This is a genomic window from Acidovorax facilis, assembly GCF_050626955.1.
Classification (GTDB): domain Bacteria; phylum Pseudomonadota; class Gammaproteobacteria; order Burkholderiales; family Burkholderiaceae_C; genus Acidovorax; species Acidovorax facilis.
Window position 1 is genome coordinate 1,898,201 of record NZ_CP192460.1, and the last position, 20,871, is coordinate 1,919,071.

15 protein-coding genes are annotated in these 20,871 nt (G+C 59.4%); 6 read left to right on the top strand and 9 right to left on the bottom strand.

Annotated elements, in window-relative coordinates:
- The first annotated feature begins 154 nt into the window (after positions 1 to 154).
- The 3 genes from ACQ4MJ_RS08535 (at position 155) to ACQ4MJ_RS08545 (ending at position 4,949) form a co-directional block, all read left to right on the top strand.
- Positions 155 to 2,308 carry an ATP-binding protein gene (locus ACQ4MJ_RS08535; RefSeq protein ID WP_431152963.1) on the top strand — a complete coding sequence of 718 codons (2,154 nt, stop codon included), beginning with the start codon at positions 155 to 157 and terminating at the stop codon, positions 2,306 to 2,308.
- Positions 2,305 to 3,675 carry a hypothetical protein gene (locus tag ACQ4MJ_RS08540; RefSeq protein ID WP_431152962.1) on the top strand — a complete coding sequence of 457 codons (1,371 nt, stop codon included), beginning with the start codon at positions 2,305 to 2,307 and terminating at the stop codon, positions 3,673 to 3,675. The genes ACQ4MJ_RS08535 and ACQ4MJ_RS08540 overlap by 4 nt, the downstream gene beginning before the upstream one ends.
- 371 nt (positions 3,676 to 4,046) lie before the next feature.
- Positions 4,047 to 4,949, top strand: a complete 903-nt coding sequence (locus ACQ4MJ_RS08545) for a DUF4158 domain-containing protein (RefSeq protein WP_431152961.1) — start codon at positions 4,047 to 4,049, stop codon at positions 4,947 to 4,949.
- 158 nt (positions 4,950 to 5,107) lie between these two features.
- On the opposite strand, the gene istB is transcribed toward ACQ4MJ_RS08545, so the two are convergent.
- Complete coding sequence (istB, locus tag ACQ4MJ_RS08550; RefSeq protein WP_024815605.1) at positions 5,108 to 5,893, bottom strand: IS21-like element helper ATPase IstB; 786 nt, start codon at positions 5,891 to 5,893, stop codon at positions 5,108 to 5,110.
- Complete coding sequence (istA, locus tag ACQ4MJ_RS08555; protein ID WP_056637686.1) at positions 5,886 to 7,412, bottom strand: IS21 family transposase; 1,527 nt, start codon at positions 7,410 to 7,412, stop codon at positions 5,886 to 5,888. The genes istB and istA overlap by 8 nt, the downstream gene beginning before the upstream one ends.
- Before the next feature lie 132 nt (positions 7,413 to 7,544).
- Between istA and ACQ4MJ_RS08560 the strand changes: the two genes are divergently transcribed.
- Entirely contained in the window at positions 7,545 to 9,629 is a 2,085-nt protein-coding gene (locus ACQ4MJ_RS08560) for a Tn3 family transposase (RefSeq protein ID WP_431152960.1), read from the top strand.
- Between the two features lie 364 nt (positions 9,630 to 9,993).
- On the opposite strand, the gene ACQ4MJ_RS08565 is transcribed toward ACQ4MJ_RS08560, so the two are convergent.
- The 3 genes from ACQ4MJ_RS08565 to ACQ4MJ_RS08575 form a co-directional block, all read right to left on the bottom strand.
- Positions 9,994 to 10,479 carry a hypothetical protein gene (locus ACQ4MJ_RS08565; protein ID WP_192424978.1) on the bottom strand — a complete coding sequence of 162 codons (486 nt, stop codon included), beginning with the start codon at positions 10,477 to 10,479 and terminating at the stop codon, positions 9,994 to 9,996.
- A gap of 149 nt (positions 10,480 to 10,628) precedes the next feature.
- A complete protein-coding gene (locus ACQ4MJ_RS08570; protein WP_192424977.1) occupies positions 10,629 to 11,207 on the bottom strand; it encodes a hypothetical protein in 579 nt (192 codons plus the stop codon).
- Between the two features lie 72 nt (positions 11,208 to 11,279).
- Complete coding sequence (locus ACQ4MJ_RS08575) at positions 11,280 to 12,278, bottom strand: DNA-binding protein (protein WP_192424976.1); 999 nt, start codon at positions 12,276 to 12,278, stop codon at positions 11,280 to 11,282.
- A 90-nt stretch (positions 12,279 to 12,368) separates the two neighbouring features.
- Between ACQ4MJ_RS08575 and ACQ4MJ_RS08580 the strand changes: the two genes are divergently transcribed.
- Entirely contained in the window at positions 12,369 to 13,565 is a 1,197-nt protein-coding gene (locus ACQ4MJ_RS08580; protein WP_192424975.1) for a tyrosine-type recombinase/integrase, read from the top strand.
- A gap of 23 nt (positions 13,566 to 13,588) precedes the next feature.
- Here the strand turns inward: ACQ4MJ_RS08580 and ACQ4MJ_RS08585 are convergent, their stop codons facing one another.
- Positions 13,589 to 15,040, bottom strand: coding sequence for a Shedu immune nuclease family protein (locus ACQ4MJ_RS08585; RefSeq protein ID WP_192424974.1), 1,452 nt, complete (start codon positions 15,038 to 15,040; stop codon positions 13,589 to 13,591).
- 68 nt (positions 15,041 to 15,108) lie between these two features.
- Between ACQ4MJ_RS08585 and ACQ4MJ_RS08590 the strand changes: the two genes are divergently transcribed.
- Positions 15,109 to 16,161, top strand: coding sequence for a DMT family transporter (locus ACQ4MJ_RS08590; protein WP_192424972.1), 1,053 nt, complete (start codon positions 15,109 to 15,111; stop codon positions 16,159 to 16,161).
- Between the two features lie 32 nt (positions 16,162 to 16,193).
- Here ACQ4MJ_RS08590 and ACQ4MJ_RS08595 read toward each other — a convergent pair whose 3' ends face one another.
- The 3 genes from ACQ4MJ_RS08595 to ACQ4MJ_RS08605 form a co-directional block, all read right to left on the bottom strand.
- The gene (locus ACQ4MJ_RS08595) at positions 16,194 to 16,829 is read right to left on the bottom strand and encodes a hypothetical protein (protein ID WP_370540305.1); all 636 of its coding nucleotides are present in this window, start codon (positions 16,827 to 16,829) and stop codon (positions 16,194 to 16,196) included.
- A 407-nt stretch (positions 16,830 to 17,236) separates the two neighbouring features.
- The gene (locus ACQ4MJ_RS08600) at positions 17,237 to 17,617 is read right to left on the bottom strand and encodes a hypothetical protein (protein WP_044402376.1); all 381 of its coding nucleotides are present in this window, start codon (positions 17,615 to 17,617) and stop codon (positions 17,237 to 17,239) included.
- Positions 17,618 to 17,680: 63 nt separating this feature from the next.
- A complete protein-coding gene (locus ACQ4MJ_RS08605; protein ID WP_192424970.1) occupies positions 17,681 to 20,869 on the bottom strand; it encodes a CusA/CzcA family heavy metal efflux RND transporter in 3,189 nt (1,062 codons plus the stop codon).
- Between the last annotated feature and the right edge of the window lie 2 nt (positions 20,870 to 20,871).

The window sequence follows — 20,871 nt, forward strand, 5'->3', positions numbered from 1 at the left end:
TCGCGTGTCAGATCTCGGGGTGTAGTCACAGGTGCGGGCCGGCGAAGGCAGGCTTACCGCACGAGGGGTGTGAGTTTCAACACCGCCCTGCTCGGTAACTCATCGGCGGATGCCGCGGCATGTAACATACACCGATTCAACCGGAGGGTCTCCATTGGCCAAGAGCGTACCGTTCAGAGTCCAGTCGCACGTCCTGAAGCTGCTCGGCGATCAGCTCATCGGACACGACCGCCTGGCTGTATTCGAGCTCGTCAAGAACTCGTACGATGCCGATGCGCGGACGGTGACCGTCACTCTAGATCTGCTGGCACCTGTACCCAAGATCAGTGTCAGGGATGACGGCATCGGCATGTCCGCGGACACGATCGAGAACGCTTGGCTGCAGGTCGGCACCGACTCCAAGCGAAACGCGCAGGCGCGCAAGCGCAGCCCGCTCGGCCGCCTTCCCCTCGGTGAGAAGGGCGTGGGGCGTCTGGCGGTGCAGAAGCTCGGCGACACCATCAGACTCGTGACACGCCAGGAGGGGCAGCCCGAACATGCCTTCAAGATCTCCTGGGCCGCTCTGATCGACAGCTCCCGCTACCTCGGCGACGGACTGGCGGTCGAGGTGGCCGAGCACGCGTCACCTGAGGAATTCGAGTCCGAGTCCGGCACGCTCGTCGAGATCACCGACCTGCATCACACTGATTGGTCGCGACGTGAGATCCGCGATCTCTACAGGCTCGTAACCTCGCTGTGCAACCCGTTCGACGACAAGTCCTCCTTCAAGGTCGATCTCGACCTGCCGGGAAACGAAGTCGCCGTGGCGGACCTTCCCTCCCTCAATGACATGCTCGCATCGGCAGTCTGGGAGTTCAATTTCGAGATCGAAGAGAGCGGATCGATCAAGTGGGAGTACAGGTTCAACCCGCCGAAGTTCAAGAGCCTGACATCGCGAACCCAGGGTCCCGTCACGGAGAAGCTCGCGCTGATCGACCCAGACCCGGACGACGTGCGTCTGCGAACCAACCCTCGCCCGACGACGGCAAAGGACAAGGAGGACGAATACATCTTCGTCCGAGCCGAGGATCTCGAAGGCATCGGCCCGATCCGCGGGTCCATCTACGCGTTCCACCGCCGGGACGAGATCCTTAAAGCCTCGGGCGCACCGCAGCAACTGAAGAAATGGCTCGAGCAACAGACGGGCGTGCGCGTCTACCGCGACAACATCCGGGTGTTCAACTATGGTGAAGCCGGAGAGGACTGGCTCGGGCTCGACGCTCGCCGGATCAACAGGCCAGCCGGAAAGCTCGGCGCGCAGAGTGTGATCGCTCAGGTATCGCTGGACCTCGCCAAGAGCACCGACCTGCGGGAGAAAACCAACAGGGAGGGATTCGACGAGAATGCTGCGTTCCGCCGCCTGAAGCGCATCAGCCTCAGCGTCTTCGATCTGTTCCAACGACTGCACAGTGAAGACCGCTCCGCGATCGACCGTGCGCTGAAGGGCGACGAGGACTCGCCTCCTGTGCAGGCAGCGCTGGAGCGTCTGGAGGCGCTTGGGAAGAAGCACAACATCGAAAAGGAGGTAAAGCCAGTCATCCAGGCGATCAAGGCGGAACTGAAGTCCTTCCAGGAGGTGATGGTCGCGTCCGGCCTCGCTGGCATGAATCTCGCGCTCATATTCCACGAGATCGTCCACAGCATCGACCGGATGCAGCGGCGGTTACAGGCAGGCGTCGATCCTGAGGAAGTGCGCAAGGAGGTCGATCATCTGCGAAAGCTCATGGAGACGTTCAAGCCGCTGCTTCAGCGCGACCCGGCGAGAAATGTCCCCGCCGATGATCTGGTCCGGCGCGCAATCGGTTTCCATGCAGACCGCTTTGCTCGGCACGAGGTGGTGGTATCCAACTGGACTGCGGATCCGGAAAAGCGCCACGACTTTTCGGTCAGCGTGCCGCGCGGCCTGATGGTCGGGGCTCTCAGCAATGTGATTGACAACGCCATCTACTGGACTCGATTCCGAAGAGAACGTGACGGTGGTGGTCCGGCCGCAATCCTGGTGTTTGCGTCCTGGGACGAGGAGACTGGTGGAATGATCGCGGTCTGCGACAACGGGCCGGGGTTTCAATTGCCACGGGACTTTCTAGGCAAGCCATTCTCTTCAACCCGGGCCGGCGGCATGGGGCTCGGGTTGTTCTACTGCAAGGCAGTCATGGAATCCATAGGAGGGAGCCTGGAAGTAGTGGATGCATCTGAATTGAACGAGGTGGTGGCCTTGCCGGCCGCCTACGACGGCACAGCCGTAGTCTTCAGGTTCCAAAAGAAATGATTCCGCGCTATTCGCGAGTCGCGGCGATCGACGACAACGAAGAACATCTGAAGGCCATCGCATGGGGGCTCAGCCAAGCCGGCTTCTGTCCCGTTCCGTTCCAATTCGATGACGGTGACCTTCTGCCTGCACCAGAGGCGCCCATCACTGGCATGCGGATCGTCTTCACGGACATCCACATGGCTGACGGGAACCTCGCCAATCCGAAGCTGCACGCCGGCATCATCATCCAGTGCCTGAAGAAGATTGGTGCATCAGGTCCATATGCGTTGATCTTCTGGTCGAGGTTTCCCGGAGAAGCAGAGCAGATAGAGAGTCTTATCGAGGCCGACGGCCCCGGCACGGGTCTCACCCCGCCTATTGTCTACGGCTCCATCGACAAGGCCATGGTGTTGGGCGCTGACGGCTCCGGCACCTTCGATGCGGAGAAGTTACGCAAGCTAATCGGCGAGCAGATGGAGAAATTCCCGACCCTTGCGACAGCAGCGCATTGGGAAATGCGCGCGGCCGAAGCCGCCGCGAAGACGACCGACGCGGTCTTTTTGCTGACGCAGGTGCAGATCGCAGAGCGACGCACCAAGGCATGGGAGGGTCTGCTCGCGTTTCTTGCGGCCGAGGCAGTCGGTCCCGAAGTTGCGCCGCGGAGCATCGATGCTGCGCTGGATTCGGCACTGCTTCCGATCCTCGAGGATCAGCTCAGCTTCGTTAGTAGAACCTCCGCGACGCCAATTCCAGAAGCGCATCCGCTGCGCGTTGCGCTGTCAGTGAGTCCGCGCCCACCGCGTCCCGATGGAATATCTTTTGCGCGCCTCAATGCCAGCTATCTCATCGACGAGGTCGGAGCGGCCTCGCCCAAGGGGGAATTTGAACGGGGAATGGTCATCCAGCTGCCTGGGGGCTTCATCAATTCTGGCCCGTTCATACGGCAGTTCGGAAAGGAAAAATCCGATCTTATTCGCGCGGAGTTCCTGTTGAAGGACAAGGCAATGACGGCCGAGCAGGCCGGCCAACTGACGCTTCACGTAGTCGAGCTTGGACCTGAATGCGACCACGTCCAGGGGAAAGTGTCCACGCACCGGTATCTGCTGGCGCTTCTCGTACCTTCTGCGTTGATCAGCCTCTGCCATTCGAAGAAGTCTGGATACAACAACCTGAGCGTGATCGATGTCGGCCTTATGGCTTTCAAGAAAGCGCCACAGGAAGAATTCCATCTCCTCATCTCGACGCGTTGCTACATGACTCTGCCCCCCGGCTCCACGTTGGGCGGCCTGTGCAGGTTCAGATTGCGTCGGCTGTCCATCGAGGAAGTGGTGCACCACTACACGACCCACGCGAGGCGCCCCGGCGTCATGCGATTCAAATCCTGAATGTTTAGGTGACATCGAAACAAGCGGGGCATATCGGCGCGCCGAGCACGGACGAATCCGCAGCGCCCCCGAGCGGTTCAGCTGCGAGTTTGCGAATGCGAAAGACGCTCGTGGGTCGATAGCGTGAGCTCACTGAGCCGGAAAGCGTTCATTTAAGCGGCCGCCGGTAACCCGAGCGTCCGCTTTTCGATTGAGCGGTCAATGAGCCAGCTCAGCATAGATTTCCCAATACGGGGTGATCTCACTTTCCGTGCAGAAAACCCGGTTAAGAGCTACGGGTTAACCCGCAATTTTTTATTGTCTGGAATTATCAGTAGCGAATACGTAGACTGCAGCAGGCTCGCGACCACGCCAGCCACGGGAGGACCAGCTTGTCTAGCTACTACCTACGTTTCGTTGGCGCCGATACCCTGCCAAAATCGCTATCTAAGCGGGAAGTCGAAGAGTGCTTTGGGCTGAGCATTGAAGACATCCAGGAGCTGCGCCCGCCCCGGTTCAGAGGGACTGCACGCCTTGGCGCTGCAGTCCAACTGGTCATGCTGCGCGCCACCGGGCGGCACCCCGATGCCTTTTCAGGCCTCCCCTCCGTTTTGCTGCGGTACCTGACCTCAGCGCTTGGTATGCATGCGACGGATATCGCTTCGGTGACCTCGCTGTACAAGGACAAGGACACGCGATACGAGCACCAGCTCTGGGCTCGGGAACGTGTCGGCTTCGCGGTAGTAGATGACACCACCAAACCGCTCCTGGCAGATGCTTTGGGGGAGCTTTCCGCCTCAGCGGTATCAGTCGATGACCTGATCCAACAGTCAGAACACTGGCTTTTTGATCGACGGATCGTCCTGCCTGGTGACCGGACACTGCGCGACATGGCGCGCATGGCCTTTGCTGAACAGGAGAATGCAGCAATCGCAGCGGTCCGCACCTGCGCGCCACCCAAACAGGTTCAGGCGGCGCTCTCGCACGCATTCTCAAAGCGATCAGGGCCTGGCGGTCACACAGTGCTGGAGTGGCTGCGCACACCCCCAGGGAAGCACGGGCAGATCACGCTGAGCGAGGTCACCAAGAAAATCGAGTGCCTCAAGTCACTGCAAGTTCACAAGTGGAAGCTGTCGGCGATTCCATTGAATCGTCTCAGGGCGTACAGCCAAGAGGTGATCAATCGTCCACCCTCCGCGACGAAATTTCTCTCTGAGGATCAGCGCGATCTGCGCATCGTCTCTTTCCTGCATGTTGTTGGCGCCGATTCAAAATTGAGCCACCGTGCCGATTGAATTTTGAGCCAGGGCTAATGGCCAACCTGTGAAGGTCGGCTGTGGATAAGTGTAGTGCCTTGGGTCGGTTTTGGTCTCCTTGGTGATCGAGCTCGGTGGTCGTCCGTTGAGGGTAAGCCGCGCAGGGCGAAGCCCGTAGCGGCTTGCCCTTGAGCCGCTCAGAACGGCTCAGCCTTCTTGGCCTGTTCGCGTGCCTTGATGCGTTTCTTGGCCACGGCTGTGCTGTGCATGAACCTGTGGGACTCGTTGCCCGTCTCGACGATGTGGCAGTGGTGCGTGAGTCGATCCAGCAGTGCCGTGGTCATCTTGGCATCGCCGAACACGCTGGACCATTCCTTGAAGTCCAGGTTGGTGGTGATCATCACGCTGGTCTGCTCGTAGAGCTTGCTCAGCAGGTGGAACAGCAAGGCGCCGCCTGCCTGGCTGAAGGGCAGGTAGCCCAGCTCATCAAGGATGACCAGGTCCATGCGCTGCAAGCTCGCTGCGATGCGGCCTGCCTTGCCTTGGGCCTTCTCCTGCTCCAGTGCGTTGACCAGGTCCACCGTGGAGTAAAACCGCACGCGTGAGCCATGGCGCGTGATGCCCGCCACGCCGATGGCCGTGGCCAGATGCGTCTTGCCCGTGCCGGGGCCACCCACCAGCACCACGTTGTGCGCCTGCTCGGTGAACGCCATGCTGGCCAACTGCTCGATGAGCTTTTTGTCCACGGGCGAGCATTCGAAGTCGAAGCCCGCCAGGTCGCGGTGCACGGGGAACTTCGCCGTGTGCATCTGGTAGCTCACTGAGCGCATGGCTCTGTCCGTGACTTCCGCTTGCAGCAGGTGCTCCAGCAGCCAGCGCGAGCTCTCCAGCGTGGCGTGGCCGCCTTGCTTGACCAGGTCCTCCCAGGCCCCGGCCATGCCGTACAGGCGCAGCTCTTTGAACTCCTTGTCCAGCTCACGCATGATCGGCCTCCTGCATGTCGCTGCCAGCGCGCAGGCTGTCATAGCGCGCCGTGTCGGCCAGGGGTGTCTGGCTCACTTGCAGGTTGGTCGCAACCGTCTCGGGCAGGGGCTGCGCTTGCAGGCGGCCGAGCACGTTGATGACGTGCTCGGTGCTCACCCGCCCCGATGGCGGCGCACTCTCCAGGGCCAACTCCACCGCCACCAGCACGGCGTCCAGCCCTTGCTTGGGCACCTCGGCCAGTACCTGCGCCATCACCCTGTCGCCCCCCTCCTGGTGCAGCAAGCCTTTGCGCATGCGCTGCAATGGCTCGGGCAGGTCTGCAAAGGGCGCGCCGTTGCGCAGCGCGCCCGGCTTGCGCTCGATCAGCGGCACGTAATGCTGCCAGTCGTAGCGGGTCTGGTTGCGATCGCTCAGGCGCTCGTGCGTGGCCACCATAGCATCGCCGGCCACCACCACGATCTGCGCCGGGTACAGGTGTGTGCTGACCATTTGCCCCGCCCATTCGCAGGGCACCGAGTAGCGGTTGCGCGCCACCGTCACCAGGCAGGTGCTGCTCACCTTGGCCGGGTTCTCAACATAGCCATCAAAGGCCACCGGCATCGGCATCAGGTGGCTTTGCTCCAGCTCCAGCATCTCGGCGATGCTGAACGCTTTGTGCTGCGGGTGGCGCAGCTCTCGCCACAGAGCCCGGCAGCGCTCGCCCAGCCACGCATTGAGCTCGGTAAAGCTGCCAAAGCGCCGTTGCCCCGCCTCCACCCAGATGCGACGGCGGCTGTCTTGCACATCCTTCTCCACGCGCCCCTTCTCCCAGCCGCTGGCACGGTTGCAAAAATCAGGGTCGAACAGATAGTGCGCGCACATGGCTGCAAAGCGCGCATTGACCACGCGGCCTTTGCCCTTCTTGACTTTGTCGACCGCCGTCTTCATGTTGTCGTAGATGCCACGGCGTGCCACGCCACCCAGCGCTGCAAAGCTGCGGGTGTGCGCATCGAACAGCATCTCGTGGCCTTGGCTGGGGTAGGCCACCAGCCAGAAGGCCCCACTGGCACACAGCTTCATGTGCGAGACCTGCATGCGGTAGTACACCCCGCCCACCAGCAAGCCGTCTTCGCTCCAGTCGAACTGGAAGGCCTCGCCAAGCTCGAAAGTCAATGGCACGAAGGCCTTGCAGGCCGCCTGTTGGCCTTCACCTTGGCGCCACTTGCGGATGAAGTCCGTCACCCGCGTGTAGCCACCTTCGTAGCCCGCTGCCTTGATCTGCGTGAACAAGGCCTTGGCCGTGCGCCGCTCCTTCTTGGGCCGCTTGGCATCGGCCTTCAAGGCTTGCTTGAGCTCCGCCTCGTGCGCCGACAGCTTGGTCGCCTTCGCCGCCTCCCGGCGGTACTTGGGCTCGACCGGCTGCGCCTCGTCCAGCCACTTGGCCACCGTGTTGCGCGACAGGCCCGTGGCCCTCGATATCTCCCGCTTCGTCTTCTTGTCCCGGCGGTGCATCCGCCGTATCTTGCCAATCATGTCCATGGTGATCACCCTCTTCATTCCCTTGCTGCACAAAACAGCAGGGTAGGTAAAACACCTGGCTCAGTTTTAGGTCGGCATCACACCAAAAAGTGGCTCAGTTTTCGGTCGGCGTCAACACTGCATGTCACCCTCTTGGATCAAACCGATCTCGCCGCAGACATCGGTGCGCGATGTCTCACAGATCTTTATCACAAGGCCTCTGGCAAGGTCCTAAAGAAGCAGGCCGAAAGTGCTGTGGATCTGCGTGCCGAGCGCGTCAAGCTGAAGGACATTCTCTACGACACGCAGTTGACCGATGCTCAGATCGTCGCGGCGATGCGCGACCTGGTACCCAAGAATGGAGAAAACTTTGCTGGCACGCGGGCTCAATTCGTCCGCGAAACACTGGTGAAGGATCAAGCGCCGCGTATGTCTGCCCTGCTCAATGCCCTCGGAGTCCTGGAGATCAAAGGCGACGAAACGGACAAGGCGCTCAAGCAGCTCAAGACGCTGCGCGATTTGTCCAAACGCGGCATCAGCAGCCTTCCCGAGGGGTTTGATGTGTCGGTTGCGGACCCAAGCTGGCACTCGCTGCTGGAAGGCCCTGATCGCAAGGTTGCTCTTGCAGCTCTCAAAGCAAGCGCAGCGACTTCTTTGAAGAAAGCGATCAAGGGCGGAAAGCTGTGGCTGGAACACAGCAGCCGCCATCGCAACCGTGCCGATCAGCTGATACCCGAAACGCAGTGGGCCGAGAAGCACAAGTCGCTGATCCGAGCTTTGAGCTTGACGGACAATCCAGATAAGTTCCTGGAGCGCGTGCTGGGACGGGTCAAAGCGGGCATCGGCCAACTGGTGCAGGCCGTGGAGGACGGGGCCTTGACCATAGACAGCCAGGGGCATATTCACATTGCACCGATTCAGGCGCTTGAAGTCGAACCCCAGGTCACCAAGACACGCGAGAGCATGTTCAACATGATCGGCGATGCCCAGTTTGGCAACATGCTGGTCGAGATCGACGCAAAAAGCGGCTTTAGCCAGGCTCTGCTAGGCCGCAGAGCCAAAGACATGGCTGAACTGAAGGCCGTCTACGGCGCCCTATACACACACGGAACAGAGAACACTGCCAAAGGTGTATGCGCGATGATCCCAGGCCTGCAGGTGTCTCAGGTCACTATGGCCATGCGTGCAACGGAGGCCAGCGGCCGTTTGCGGGAGGCCAACTCACGGGTCATTGAGTTCCAGCAAAGCATGCCTATTGCCAAACTCTGGGGCCAGGGCGACAAAGCATCCTCTGATTCGATGACGCTCGATACGTCACGGTACCTGCACTCGGCGCGTATGGAATACCGCCGCAAGCAGCATGGTGTTGGCATCTATGTGCACATGCTTGATACCTGGGCACTGTTTCATGACCAGCCTATCGTGATCAATGACCGGCAAGCAGCGCCAGCGGTGGACGGTGTCGAAGCGCACAACTGTTCCCGCCGCGAGGACCAGATCCGACTATCCCTGCTTGCTGTGGACACCCATGGCTACACCAACGCAGCGATGGCCATCGCCAAGTTGCTGGGCTTCGATCTGTGCGTCCGTTTGCGCCAATTGTCGGAACGTAAGATGTTCTTGGCCAGGGGGGACACTGTGCCGGAAGCTTTGGAGCGCCTAACCGTTGGGAAGGTCTCGCTTGGGAAGATTCGAGCCGGATGGATGGACCTACTGCACCTGGTTGCCTCTATCCGGCAAGGGCGCTTGACAGCTGGAGAAGCTATCGCCCGCCTTGGCAGCGCGGCGCGGGGCGATCCCGTGCACGCTGCCGCAGACGAATTGGGCAAGTTGCTGCGTACGATCTTTTTGTGTGACTATTTCACCATTCCCGAGTTTCGCCGCGAGATGCATGCCTTGCTCAACAGGGGCGAATCTGTACACCAGCTGCAGCGCGCTGTGTACCACGGACGTGTAGGAGTCTCACGCGGGCGCAGGGCTGATGAGCTGCGGGCTATCTCAACAGCGCACACCCTGCTGACCAACGTCGTGATCAGCTGGAACACCATGAAGATGCAAGATGTCGTGGATCGCTGGAAGGTGGCCAAACACCCCATAGATGAAAGCTGGCTGCGCCGCATCGGACCCGTGCACTTCGAGCACGTGAATTTTCGGGGGACGATTGCGTTCGACATGGATCCTTACATCGATGCGCTCATTGAGCGCCCAGCCAAGCAGCGTGTGGCACGTTTGCAGTGAATCGGTAATTTGAGCCGCTACCGAGCGAACCAGCCGGAGTCAAGACCAGTGTCGAAGTCCTTGCGCCCCCCACCGTGAGCCCTCGCCCGTGCTCCAAGACGCACTCCTGGACGCGCGCAAGTTTTCAAATGTCAGCTCTTTTTGCGTGCGATTTACCGGGTTAGCAGCTTGCAAACGTCAATAAAATCAACAACTTAGAGTTTTGCTTAAAAAATAGGCACCTCTTTTTGCGTGCGATTTACCGGGTTAGCAGTTCCGGGAAAAACCAGCTGCCCCAACCCCATCCTTCGGATTGCTGCCGCTCCATATGTGGCCGCACAGAACCTCCTGAGCACGACGGGCTCACCAGCGAGCACAACATCTTTCAGAGATCTTGTGACAAGGCTTCCACCAGTCGTTTTTGAATCTGTACATCTGCTGTTGTTGCGTCTGCTCTCGGGCTTACCGCCCATTGAGAGCACTGAACGGCCATTTTCCTCGCTTCAGATGTTGCCAAGCATGAAAGTCGGAAGACTGTCCCAATGATTTTTCTGCTCTTCTCGGCGTAAACACGTTGCCAGAGGCCTGAATGCTTGTTGGCGAAATCTTGCAGCAAACGCGTCAGCGTCCTGGTTAACTCCGCATCATCTTTAGCAACCAAAAGGTCTCCTTTTGGATTGAGTATTTTTGACACATCCATCGCAACTATGCCCCGGTGGCCGGATCCAATCTCTGTCTTGAAAGTCTCCTGAAGTTGTGAACAGGCCTTGCGCAGATTGCCCTCCAGCGCCTGCTCACTGGTCACCCGTTTGCATTCAACCCAAATTTTCCGTCCCTCGATCTTGATTCCAGTGTCGCTGCGAGCATTCAAGATCGCCTCCACGCTCCGAGCTGGGCGATGAGCCATGGCGGCTACGCTTGCTTCGAAAAGGAAATTACGTGCGGCCGTGGATTTTTGGGTCTCGCTGACTATATTGACTGGGCCGTTGACGGCCTTCTTTAGCTTTTCGATTACCGAGGTCAGTTCGAGCGGAGAAACGTCTTGATGGAGAAAGACACGGTCTCTTTCGCGCCCACGGTAATCGTTGTGTTGCCACCCGAGTACGTCGTTGAAACAGTGAACCTCGGATCCACCGCTTGCAATTGATCGACCAAGGCTTTGTGCACGTTGCCTATGGCTTCTGGATAAAACCCAGGCGTTCGGGTGCCCATGGCCATGGCCGCCATGCGATAGATATCCTTTTCATCGGGAAGCCGTTTGCCTTGCTCCATCAGAGCCCTTGCCTCAGCCGATGTTTTCCATGCTTTGAGCGTTCCTGCAGGGTACGAGTCCGGATCCCGGTCGATGATCGTCGAGCAGGTCTGGCATAGCCAGATGATGTTGCCAAAGCCGCGCCGGTCCTCTGCGGTCATTGCTGCGAGATAACGCGGCCCTCCAGGCGATGCCGCATGAATATGCGCGGCGACCCCCACATTGGAGAAGTCAACTTCGCCCACTGGCGCGGAGGTGGTGGCACGGCAATCGGGGTTGGAGCAACGACCCGCCACCCGCTGGTAAGCCTGATTCTTGGTCGGTTTCGTGAAGTCGTCGCGTGCCATGGGATAGTCGCTAGGTTGTATGCAGATACTGTGTGGAGCTTTTTCGCCGACTGACGGCCGACGTGCAAGCAATCAATGGCCGTCCATCGGTTTTTTCTTGCGAGCGGGCCTGGGCGGTGGTTGAAACTGCGCCACCAATCCGCGCAGGGTGTCAGCCTCCGCTTTGTGCTGCGCCACTGCCTGCAGTGCCTGCTGCAGCTCAACGCCTTGCAGTTGGTTCACGCGGGCGCTCTCGGCCAGCGAAGCCCGTGCGCTCTCCAGGTCTGCGGCCAATCGTGTCTGGGCTGCGTTGGCCTCCAGGACCTTTGTATGGTGATCACGCTCCACTTCTGCGAGCTTGCCCCGCAGCTGCTCCAGTTGCTTGTCTACCTGTGTTCGAGCAGTGCGCTCCCGATCAATTTCACGAAGCGCGCGGCGCTCGGCCTCGGCCGCACGGGAGGCCGCCTCATCGATGGCCGCACGCCCCTTGTCAAGTTCAGCACTGAAATGCTGCCTGCTCTTCGATTGTTCCAGCTTCAGCTCATCCACCTGCCTGGACAGCGCCTCACCTCGCGCTGTGCTCGCAGCGTGCGCACGCCGTTCTTGCTCAAGCTCTGCAGCAAGGGCCTGAGCTCGGGTCTCCAGTTCGGTGACTTTGGTCTGTGCGGTCTGTATCTGGGTCTCCAGGACGGCGCTTCGCTGCAGAGCCTCCTGCAGGTCTGCCTTTGCACTCTGGGCCTCTTTGTGCGTCTCGACGCGCAGGACAGCTAGCTCCTCGCGTGCCAACTCCGTTGCCTGGGTCCACAGCACGCTGACCGCCTGGCCTGCGGCCTCTTTAAGCGCCTCCGGTAGATCGGGGTGATCGATCTCTACCCGAGCCTTGCCGCGCAGATCTTCCCAGAACTTGGCCAGCGCTTCGGCTGGGGCGCTCATGGAGCCTTTTCGCACGTGCTGATACAGCTTGCTCGCGGTGGGCGTGATGCCGTACCGGAAAAACAGCAACGCGCACACCTCGCGGTACAGCGCTTTCGTATCGCTGAAACGCTCCCGCAGGGCTTCAACTTCGGCTTGGATTTCGGGTTCTTCGCTCATTTTCAAATAATACAACGTATAACGTATTAATCAATGATTTATTTTCGGATCTCTGGACATAATTAATCTAATGTCCATAGAATTCGGCTCATGAGCAGTTTGATCGTCGCACCAACCGTTTTCGCGCATCTTGAGCCCTTGGACGGCTTGGTGCTACCCGTTCATCTTTCCGGAGAGCGTGGCCGAAATCGTGCCCAGGGCCTGCCCCAGGTCGCGGCCAATGACGACCGCTCTGCGGTTTTGGCTTGGCTGGCGCGCTACAAGGATTCACCGGCCACGCTGGCCAGCTATCGCAAGGAGGCGGAAAGACTGCTGCTTTGGTGTGTGCACCAGCACGGAAAGGCCCTGTCCGATCTGACCCATGAGGATTTCCTGGTCTACGAGTCCTTTCTGAAAGATCCCCAACCGGTTGATCGATGGGTCATGCAGGTCGCGCAGAAGGCTCCTAGGTCCTCGCCCCACTGGCGTCCGTTCGCCAAGCCGCTGGACCGGCAGAGCCAGCGCCAGGCCCTGTCGATCCTCAACAGCCTCTTCAATTGGTTGGTTCAAGCCGGGTATCTGGCAGGCAACCCCTTGGCTCTGCGCCGCCGCAAATCAGTGGCTCGCCCCGCCAAGACCAGCAGGTTCTTGCCGCACGAACACTGGGCGCAAGTACGCGCAACGATTGAGTCCCTTCCCACGAGCACGCCTCGCCTCGCTCTCCAAGCGGCCCGATATCGGTGGCTCTTCTCACTCCTCTACATCGGTGGGCTGCGGATTTCGGAGGTCTGTAACAACTCGATGGGCGACTTTTACTGGCGACGGGGAGCCGACGGACGGGAGCGCTGGTGGCTGGAAATTCGTGGCAAGGGAGAAAAAACCAGAGTGATCCCCGCGACAGACGAGTTGGTCTCAGAGCTGATGCGCTACCGAAAGTCGAATGACCTGGGACCTCTACCTCATGAGGGCGATTCCTCCCCACTGCTCCTGCCGTTGATTGGTGGGTCTAAACCTATGGGACGCAGTGCGGTGCACGAGTTGGTCAAGACCATCTTCCGTGATACCGCAGCCCGCCTGCGCGCGCTAGGTCCTGACCATGAGGCCGCTGCCTCTCATGTAGAGCAGGCCTCAGCCCACTGGATGAGACATACGGCGGGCACTCACCAGAGCGACAACATGGATCTCAAGGCTGTGCGCGACAACCTGGGGCACGCAAATATTTCTACCACCAGCATCTATGTGCACACGGAAGACGATGTGCGCCATGACCAGACCACAAAAGCGCACAAGCTGGGGTGGTCGGTTTGATCGCGAGAAGTTGATCCTGTCGTTCAGTTGCGTGACATGCCATAAAAAGGTACCTCATCGGGAACTGGTTGCAGGTGCTGCTGCAGATATTCGAGTTTCGCCAACAGTTCGTCAAAGGTAATCACCTCCACGTCCTTGCAGGCGTTGCGGAAAACCTCAAAACAACGCAGTTCATGCTCTTCAATAGGGCGTCGTCCAGCAAGCACAACGCATCTGACCACATCCGCCCGGGAGGGGCGCAGAGATGGGTTATCGAAAACATGTGTCTGCCACCGAGTGCGCAACTCACTTTGTTGATGCAGCACCTGGGTGATAGCGCCACTAAGTTCTGAATGAGGGCCGAAAACATGCGGTTTCCTGTACGGCGTGACAAGCATCAAGGGTGCATCTGGGGTTTTGATTTCCACAATGGCAAGCGCTTGACCTTGCTCTTTGAAGAGGAAGTCCCCAATCTGCGCGCCCGACCCTGTCAGGCCTGATCCTTGAGCATGAAACTGCGTGTGAGACAGTTCGACAGGTCGAGCAAAAGCCAAACTCAAGACGAATTTATGCTGTTCAAAGAAACGTTGCCAGAGGTGTTCACCGAGCTTCTTCTCCAGCATATCTCGGTACTTGCCGATCATCGCTGTAAGCGTGGCTCGCTCGATTTCCGCGTGTAGTTTCAAGAGCTCAGTAGGTGCCTCGGCCGCCAACTCATCGACCTGCTTTCGCACTGTCTGAACATTGGCTCGACGCTCCGCGCGCTCGCGACTGGAGGTCTGCGCGGCGCTTTCGCGTCGTACCCGCACCAAAGGTGGAGCAACCCGCTCGATCCGTTGGAACTTCTCGGGATTGATTCTCGTGAGCACGTCGTCATAAACGAGGCCCTGCTGGATCCTTTGGATCAGGCTTCGCCCACGGGTCTTGGTCCTGTTGAAGGCGCGGCGCAGGCTGTCCAGTTCACTCTGGTCGATAAACACCGTGCGCCCATCCAGGCGCATTTCTGTTCTTTTTCCAATGGAAAGAATGTCAGCCTGCTGTACCAGCGACAGGGCCCGCCAAACCGTGTCGAGATCTTTGATAAGGCCAAGCCCGTCACCAGGCAGATCAAAAATGCTCGATGCCAGTCTCAATGCGACGTGAGCTGCCGCGTCCTGCGGGTCGCTTGGCAAATCGCTACGGGCGCCATCTTCGTAAATAACGGTCGTGAAGCGACCATGTTTTGGCTTCAGATAGCGCTTTGTGTGTGGATTCGCATGTATTGGATACATGATGATCCTGTTTGCCAGGATGGTCGCCAGCAAGGGCCGCTCCGATTCGGGTCTTGCTTGCCATATCTGCATGTCCCGGTCGATGGGTTGGAACGTCTTCAAATACAGCTTCTGCGTGGGCTCGCCGTTCTCGGTTGCTTCTTGCAACTTGAACTGCGCCTCCATCACGTCATCGCCACTGAGAATCTGCTGCCCCTCGGCTATCGCTCCCACCTCGGTTTCCATAGTTGTGCCCCTCCATGAATCGCTACCCAATGGTAGGCCATGGACTTCATGGTGAAATCACTCGCACTATGACCGACTCTTTGCACCTTCCAGCCCTGCGCGGCGGCCTGTTTGCACTGCTGGCAGCAGCCCTGTTCGGCATCAGCACGCCTTTGGTACAAAAGTTGGGCGTTGGATTGGGCGCTTTCAGCACGGCGGCGCTCCTGTATGCAGGAGCGGCCCTGATCGGGGTACTGTCGCTGCGGACTGCTGCGCATGAAGCGCGGGTGCAGAGATCCGACATTCCGAGCCTTCTGGCGATGGCTGGCTTTGGCGCGGCGCTGGGGCCGGTGGCCCTGGCCTGGGGCCTGCAGCACACGAGCGGGGCCAGCGCATCGCTCATGCTCACGTTGGAGGCGTTGTTCACCGCGACGCTGGCATGGTGGCTGTACAGCGAAACCATGGACCGCCGCGTGTGGGCCGCCATGCTCTTGCTGCTCGCAGGAGGAATGGCGCTTGTTCTGGACCAGGGCCTACAGGGAGGAGTTCAGCTGATGGGGTTGCTTGCCGTGTTGCTGGCCACGGTCGCCTGGGGGGTAGACAACACTTTGTCCCGTGGACTGGCTGAGCGCGACCCCAGCCAGGTGGTGATGGCCAAGGCTACCTTGGGAGCCGTAGTGACGGCTGCATTGGCGGTTTCGACTGGGGAGCCTTGGCCTTCGTTATCCGCAGCACTAGGACTTCTCGCCGTGGGAGCCACTGGCTACGGCCTGAGTCTGCGCTTTTACCTTCTTGCCCAGCGGGAGTTTGGCGCGGCGCGCACAGGCTCGGTGTTTGCTTTCGCGCCCTTCATCGGTGCTGCCGTGGCCTTCGGTTTCGGGGACCGCTCTGCGGGATGGTTGATGCTGCTGGGCGGGGTATTGATGCTGGCGGGAGTGGTACTGCACTTGGCGGAAAGCCATGGTCACGAGCACACACACGAAGTGCTTGAGCATGAGCATGCCCACCGGCACGACGATGGGCACCATTCACATGTGCACTTTGTGATGCCCAAGGGCAGCCACAGTCACAAGCACACCCATGAACCTATGACCCACGCTCATCCCCATGCTCCTGACGTGCACCATCAACACGTTCACTGAACCCCAGGGATTTTTTGTCTGCTCCCCCGAGGTCACTTGACCGTCAGGTCGGCGACCAGGCGAGCCTTGTAAGCCCTTTCCCGAATAGCATCCTCGCCGTCAGTCGCCCATACAAACGTGCTCTTCCATGCCCAAACCGTTCCATCGATCCGAAGAAACCGTAGGTCACCAGCTTTGCCATCCACGGTTGCGACTTGACGCTCTCCTTCGAAATCCAAGGTGAACGTATGCGTTCCTGGCTTCAACTTGAAGCGCACCATCGTGTTGGGGAGAGTCTCGGCGGCCATTTCGTTATCCGCGCTGATCTTCACAAACCGCCCGCCATCTCCCCAGTTGCGCCGTACGACGTAGACGGTGAGCGCATTCGGATCGGGAGTAAAGCGCTTCGCCTGAGCGTCGGCATTCAGGCTGGGGGCGGGTACCCGAGTGCACGCGACTACTCTGCCCTTACTGGTCTTGTAGCAGTATGGCTCTTCGGCGGAGGGATCGGCCCCAGTAGAGGTAGCACAACCCGCCAGCAGGCTAGCTGCCAGCACAGAGCTGAGGATCACGGAGAGGCGGCGGGTGCCTGAATATGCAGGTATTTTTGTCATGGATCTGTTTTTTTGCTGTGGAGGTTGTTGCGTATTGCCTGAAGCTTCATCAGCGACCCCGGTACCGTCACCCACGGTCTGCCTCCTTGGATTGCATATGGCGGTGCCGCGATTTCGGTGTTTTTCGGTGTTTAAAACGCATTGCCTGTCGATCCCTCAGTCTCTTGGCCAAGCGTCGGCTGTACTTGACTCTCACCGCCATTGGCGGGTGGCGTTTGAGCCAGATACGCCGCAGCCTCCAAAACACAAACACGGAGCTCAACAAGCCGATCCAAATCCAGAACAGCTTGGCAAAGAGCGCGACCTGTGCAGCCTGCATTGACATGGATCGCTCCTTTTTGGCCTCCAGCACAGGCATGTTGCCGATGGGCGGTCCGAACTCGCCGATATGTAGTCAGCTGCTTTGACGTGAACGGACTGCGGAAAGTGGGATCACCTCTGGAGGCGTTGCGAAGGCGATCCCCCCAGCCGGCCTTCGTGTACTACTTCAGCGTGAAGCGGACGGAGGCAACCGACTTGCCGGCCTTCGAGACGGCGACGACGGCTTTGGTACCTGCGGGAACCTTGAAGCTGCCCGACGCTTCCAGCTTGCCGTCGCCGACCTGGAGCTGAACTTCCTGCTTCTCGCTGCCAGCCAGCAGAGTGACCTTGGCTGTCATCCCCGTCACAGCAACGGGCTTCCCGTGGTCGCGCATATAGAGCTGCAGTTTGTCGGCGCTAGCAACGAATTCGTACTCGACCTCCTTGGCTTCTGCAACAGCACCACCGTGCATCGGCTTTAGGTCGTGACCGTGATTGTCCGCAGCGAAGGCTGCGCCCGAGATCGACACTGACAGGGCGAGAATGAGTTGGGAGAGTTTCATGACAGTTCCTTTGGGGTTGGAGAAAAGGGACGGTCCCACGATCAGCGAGCGGGACCGTTTCAACTACGCGGACGCGGACACGTCTGGGGGATGCGAGGGCTCAGCGGACACGTCCTCGTCTTCCTCATCGGGCCGGTGGGCCAGACGGTAAAGAATCGGCAGCACGAGAAGCGTGAGCAGCGTGGACGAGAGAATTCCGCCGATCACCACGGTGGCCAGGGGACGCTGGACTTCAGCGCCGGTGCCTGTCGCAATGGCCATTGGAATGAAGCCCAGCGAGGCCACCAGGGCAGTCATCAGAACCGGCCGTAGCCGGGTGAGCGCGCCGTCACGGATTGCTTCGTCAAGACCAACGCCGCCTTCCCTCAAGCTGCGGATGTACGAAATCATCACCAGACCATTGAGCACGGCCACCCCAGAAAGCGCGATGAAGCCGACAGCCGCAGAGATAGACATCGGAATGTCGCGAAGCCAAAGCGCCAGGATGCCCCCCGTCAAAGCGAATGGGATGCCAGTGAAGACCAGCAGACCATCCTTGACGTTGCCGAACATAGCGAATAGCAGCACGAAAACCAGCAGCAGGGACACCGGCACGACGACCTGCAGGCGCTGCGTGGCCGACTGCAAGTTCTCGAAGGTTCCGCCCCAGCTCGTCCAATAGCCGGTAGGAATCTTGATCTGGGCCAGGCCTTTCTCAGCCTCTGCGACGAAAGAGCCCACATCGCGCCCGCGCACGTTGGTGCTCACGACGATGCGGCGCTTGCCGTTCTCTCGGCTCACCTGGTTGGGGCCAGGAGCAAGCTCGAATGTTGCTACCTCGCCCAGCGGGATGAAGTTCGTTTTGGCCTCTGTCCCATTGGCAGAACGCGGCAGCGGGATAGGAAGGCGCTTCATCCCTTCGAGATCGTTGCGCAGGGATTCAGGCAGACGAACCAGGATGTCGAATCTGCGGTCGCCCTCGAACATAGTGCCGGCCTCGCGTCCACCGATAGCGGTGGCCACGGTGTCTTGAATGTCGGCAACGTTCAGACCATAGCGAGCAGCCTTCTGGCGGTCGATATTCACGGTGAGCATCGGAAGCCCCGTCGTCTGCTCAACCTTCACCTCAGAGGAGCCCTGAATCTTCTGCAGCATTGCGGAGACTTCTTCTGCGGACTTGTTCAGGACATCCATGTCGTCACCGAAGATCTTCACGGCTACGTCACTGCGCACCCCGGAGATCAGCTCGTTAAAGCGCAGCTGAATGGGCTGGGAGAACTCATAGTTGTTGCCCGGGATTTTCCCGATGACTTCCTGAATCGCCGCGAGTAATTCGTCGCGGGTTTTTCGAGGTTCGGGCCATTCGGCCATTGGCTTGAGCATGATGTACCCGTCCGAAATGTTCGGCGGCATGGGGTCCGAGGCAATCTCAGCAGTACCGGTTCTGGCGAAGATGCGCTCGATCTCGGGGAACTTCTCTTTCAAGGTCCTTTCAATCTGCTGCTGCATTTGGACTGACTGGGAAAGGCTGGTGCCTGGGATGCGCAGCGCCTGGATCGCAAAGTCGCCTTCATTGAGATTGGGCACAAATTCGCTGCCCATGCGCGTGGCGATCAACCCGCACAAGACCACAGCAACTGCAGCTGCGGTCAGTACGACCGCCTTGGCGGCCATGACACGGTCGAGCAATGGACCATACAAGCGCTTGGCATGGCCCAGCAGGAAGTTTTCCTTCTCGCTGACCCGATTGCCGATGAACAGGGCCACCGCTGCGGGGATGAATGTCACCGACAGAATCATGGCGCCCAGCAGTGCCGCGACCACCGTGAATGCCATGGGGTGGAACATCTTCCCTTCAACGCCTGTCAGCGCGAAGATGGGCAGGTACACCACCATGATGATGAGCTGTCCGAACAGCAATGGACGCCTTGACTCCTGGGATGCCAAAAATACCTCATGGAAGCGCTCAGCCCGCGTCAGTGGCCGACCGTGGTGCGCTTGTGCATGGGCAAGTCTCCGTACGCAGTTCTCAACGATCACCACCGCTCCGTCGATGATGATGCCGAAGTCCAACGCTCCCAGGCTCATCAGGTTGGCGCTCACCTTGTACTGAACCATACCCGTGAAGGTAAAAAGCATCGACAAGGGGATGACCATTGCCGTGATGATGGCGGCACGGATGTTGCCCAGAAAGAGGAACAGGATCACGATCACCAGAACCGCGCCTTCCAGCAGGTTCTTCTTCACCGTACTGATGGCTTTGTCAACAAGCACGGTACGGTCGTAGACTGTCACCGCGTGTACCCCCTCTGGGAGGCTCTTGTTGACTTCCAACATCTTCTTGTCCACCGCCTGCGAGACAGTCCGGCTGTTCTCGCCGATCAGCATGAACACCGTGCCGAGGACCACTTCGCGCCCGTTGTCTGTTGCAGCACCTGTGCGCAGTTCCCGGCCAATGCCAACTTCTGCCACGTCGCGAACGCGCACAGGAACACCGTTGGCGCTGCTGAGGATCACGTTACCGATGTCTTCCAGCGACTTCACCTGACCAGGTGCACGAATCAGATACTGCTCGCCACGCTTTTCGATATAGCCCGCGCCCACATTGCCGTTGTTGCGGTCCAGCGCAGTGACCACATCCTGCAGTGTCACGCCCAGAGAAGCCAGGCGTTCAGGGATGGGCGCGATCTGGTATTCCTTGGCAAAGCCGCCAATGGAATTGATCTCGGTCACGCCAGGAACATTTCGCAGCTGTGGCTTGATGATCCAGTCCTGAATCTCGCGCAGGTCAGTTGCGGTATAGGGTGAGCCATCGGGCTTCTTCGCCCCGTCCTTGGTTTCGACAGTCCAGAGATAGATTTCGCCCAGCCCGGTCGAGATGGGCCCCAGCGCTGGCGTGATGCCGGCAGGCAGCTTGTCGCGCGCCTCCTGGATACGCTCGTTGACGAGCTGCCGAGCAAAATAGATGTCGGTTCCGTCTTTAAAAATGACGGTCACCTGCGACAGACCGTACCGCGAAAGCGACCTGGTCTGCTCCAGGTTTGGCAGGCCAGCCATGACCGTCTCAATGGGGTATGTAACCCGCTGCTCAGTCTCCAAAGGCGAGTAGCCTGCGGCCTGTGTGTTGATCTGAACCTGGACGTTCGTGATGTCAGGGACCGCATCGATAGGCAGCTTTTGGTAGCTGAAGACGCCAAGCGCCGCCATGCCCAGGGCCGCTAGAAGCACCAACCATCGCTGTTCGATCGAGAATCGAATGAGTTTTTCAAACATGT

Coding starts and splice junctions, on each gene's coding strand:
- ACQ4MJ_RS08540 (WP_431152962.1), top strand. CDS start 2,305: ATGATTCCGCGCTATTCGCGAGTCGCGGCGATCGACGACAACGAAGAA.
- istB (WP_024815605.1), bottom strand. CDS start 5,893: ATGCGTGAGCTGGACAAGGAGTTCAAAGAGCTGCGCCTGTACGGCATG.
- istA (WP_056637686.1), bottom strand. CDS start 7,412: ATGGACATGATTGGCAAGATACGGCGGATGCACCGCCGGGACAAGAAG.
- ACQ4MJ_RS08570 (WP_192424977.1), bottom strand. CDS start 11,207: ATGGCACGCGACGACTTCACGAAACCGACCAAGAATCAGGCTTACCAG.
- ACQ4MJ_RS08575 (WP_192424976.1), bottom strand. CDS start 12,278: ATGAGCGAAGAACCCGAAATCCAAGCCGAAGTTGAAGCCCTGCGGGAG.
- ACQ4MJ_RS08580 (WP_192424975.1), top strand. CDS start 12,369: ATGAGCAGTTTGATCGTCGCACCAACCGTTTTCGCGCATCTTGAGCCC.
- ACQ4MJ_RS08585 (WP_192424974.1), bottom strand. CDS start 15,040: ATGGAAACCGAGGTGGGAGCGATAGCCGAGGGGCAGCAGATTCTCAGT.
- ACQ4MJ_RS08590 (WP_192424972.1), top strand. CDS start 15,109: ATGACCGACTCTTTGCACCTTCCAGCCCTGCGCGGCGGCCTGTTTGCA.
- ACQ4MJ_RS08600 (WP_044402376.1), bottom strand. CDS start 17,617: ATGAAACTCTCCCAACTCATTCTCGCCCTGTCAGTGTCGATCTCGGGC.
- ACQ4MJ_RS08605 (WP_192424970.1), bottom strand. CDS start 20,869: ATGTTTGAAAAACTCATTCGATTCTCGATCGAACAGCGATGGTTGGTG.